The sequence below is a fragment of the Ruminococcus callidus ATCC 27760 genome (assembly GCF_000468015.1).
Classification (GTDB): domain Bacteria; phylum Bacillota; class Clostridia; order Oscillospirales; family Ruminococcaceae; genus Ruminococcus_C; species Ruminococcus_C callidus.
In genome coordinates this window covers 1-2,401 of record NZ_KI260297.1, presented here as the reverse complement: position 1 = coordinate 2,401, position 2,401 = coordinate 1, and the positions used below count along the sequence as shown (strand labels likewise).

The following is a 2,401-nucleotide window of genomic DNA, read 5'->3' as shown; positions in this document are numbered from 1 at the left end:
CTTCTTGAAGGCGGCTCTACGCTGACAAGCGAAAGTTTCGGTGAAGTTGCAGACAAAGTTGTAACCCGCTGGAACGAAGACAGCCTGATCTGGACACTCGCCGCCGACGGCACAATGACCATCAGCGGCACGGGGACGATGAAGAATTACTCTAATGATAGCCCTGCAACCCAGAAGAAAGACAACATAAAAAAAGTTGTAATTGAAGATGGCGTTACAAGCATCGGAGATAATGCGTTTTACGATTGCACTGGCTTAACCAGCATCGAAATTCCGAGTAGTGTCACAAGCATCGGAGATTGTGCGTTTTATAATTGTACCGGTTTAACCAGCATCACGATTCCGGATCGTGTCACAAGCATCGGAGATTCTGCGTTTAGGAATTGCACCGGCTTAACCAGCGTCACGATTCCAGATAGTGTCACAAGCATCGGAGATTGTGCGTTTTCTGGCACACTTTGGTTAACAAACAAACAGCATGAAGATTCACTTGTGATCGTAAATGGGATCTTGATCGACGGCACAGCTTGTTCGGGAGAAGTAACGATTCCGAACGATGTCACAAGCATCGGAGAGGGTGCGTTTCAGAATTGCACCGGCTTAACCAGTATCACGATTCCAGGTAGTGTCACAAGCATCGGAGAGGGTGCGTTTCGGAATTGCATCGGCTTAACCAGCATCAGCATTCCAAAGAGTGTTACAAGCATCGGAAATTTTGCGTTTTACAATTGCACTGACTTGACCAGCATCAATATTCCAGGTAGTGTCACAAGCATCGGAGATTATGCGTTTGACAGTTGCAGCAGCCTGACAAGCATCACCATTCCAAAGAGTGTCACAAGCATCGGAAATTTTGCGTTTTATGGCTGCGGCAAGCTGACCGTATACCTTGAAAACGGCTCTACGCTGACAAGCGGACAACTCGGCGTAGATGCAAGCAAAATCGCAACCTACTGGAACGAAGACAATCTGACCTGGACACTCACCGCCGACGGCACAATGACCATCAGCGGCACGGGGACGATGAAGGATTATTATAATGAAAATAGCCCTGCAACCCAAAAGAAAGACAACGTAAAAAAAGTTGTAATTGAAGAGGACGTTACAAGCATCGGAATATATGCGTTTTCCGGTTGCATCAGCTTGACAGACATCACGATTCCAGGTAGCGTCACAAGTATCGGAGATTCTGCGTTTCAAAATACCACCTGGTTGAAAAACAAACAAAATGAAAGCCCTCTTGTGATCGTAAATGGGATTTTGATCGATGGAAGAACTTGTTCGGGAGAAGTAACGATTCCGAACAACGTCACAAGCATCGGAAATTATGCATTTTATGAATGCACCGGCTTAACCAGTATCGAAATTCCAGAAGGTGTCAAAAGCATCGGAGCTAATGCGTTTTCCGATTGCACCGGCTTAACTAGCATCACCATTCCAAAGAGTGTCACAAGCATCGGGGATGAAGCGTTTTCTGGCACACCTTGGTTAACAAACAAACAGCAGGATAACCCGCTTGTGATCGTAAATGGGATCTTGATCGACGGCACAACTTGTTCGGGAGAAGTAACAATTCCGTACGGTGTCACAAGCATCGGAAATTTTGCGTTTTACAACTGCACTGGCTTAACTAGCATCAGCATTCCAAAGAGTGTCACAAGCATTGGAACTTATACATTTTCTGGCTGCGGCAATTTGACCGAAATTACGGTCCCCTGCGATTCTACGCTGACAAAAGACGCTTTCGAAGACGCATCTGAGAAGGTAAAGTATCGTCATTCTCTCGTGAAAACCGATGCCAAGGATGCGACTTACACCGAAGCCGGAAACGTGGAATACTGGACCTGTGAGAACTGCAAAAAGCATTTTCTGGCTGATGAAACCGATGCAGAAGCTGCCAAAGAGGTGGAGCTGTCGGCAACGGTGAAACCTGTTCCGGTTCAGGTTGCCACAGCGACCACGCAGATCAAGTGCGTTTACGGTCAGGACATGGACGAAATTAACTTGCAGGATTACGTGAAAAATGCCGATGCAGTGGGAGAAGTTTCCGTCAAGGTTGCAACTGGTTCCACTATGCTGGACGGCATGCAGCTGGACGGCAACAAGATCTCCGGCAAGCCTGCAAAGGCGTACACGGACGGCAGGGAAGTGACCTTTACATTTACCGCGAAAAACGGCAACACCGCAAACCTGACCTTGCATTTCCTGGTGGCAAAGGCTGACCCGACGGTAGAAGTTACTGTGGACGGCGACACCCACACCGAGGGCGACCTTGTGGAAAAGCTGGGGCTGAGCATCAGCAAGGACAGCACCAAGGGTGCGGCAAAGATTGTCAGTGAACTCAAAGCACTGGCTGCCGGTAAAAATACCCTGGCATGGGAGTTCACCCCGGAGGACAGCG

The 2,401-nt window shown here is 48.1% G+C and carries 1 protein-coding gene and 2 pseudogenes; all 3 read left to right on the top strand.

Going from position 1 to position 2,401, the window contains the following annotated elements:
* Positions 1 to 201: 201 nt before the first annotated feature.
* Positions 202 to 870 (top strand): annotated as a pseudogene (locus tag RUMCAL_RS16910) (leucine-rich repeat domain-containing protein); the annotation flags it as partial.
* A 129-nt stretch (positions 871 to 999) separates the two neighbouring features.
* Positions 1,000 to 1,692: pseudogene (locus RUMCAL_RS16905) on the top strand (leucine-rich repeat domain-containing protein); the annotation flags it as partial.
* 3 nt (positions 1,693 to 1,695) lie between these two features.
* Positions 1,696 to 2,401 (top strand): hypothetical protein (locus RUMCAL_RS16360; RefSeq protein WP_341349351.1); only part of this gene is annotated, 706 nt, incomplete at its 3' end.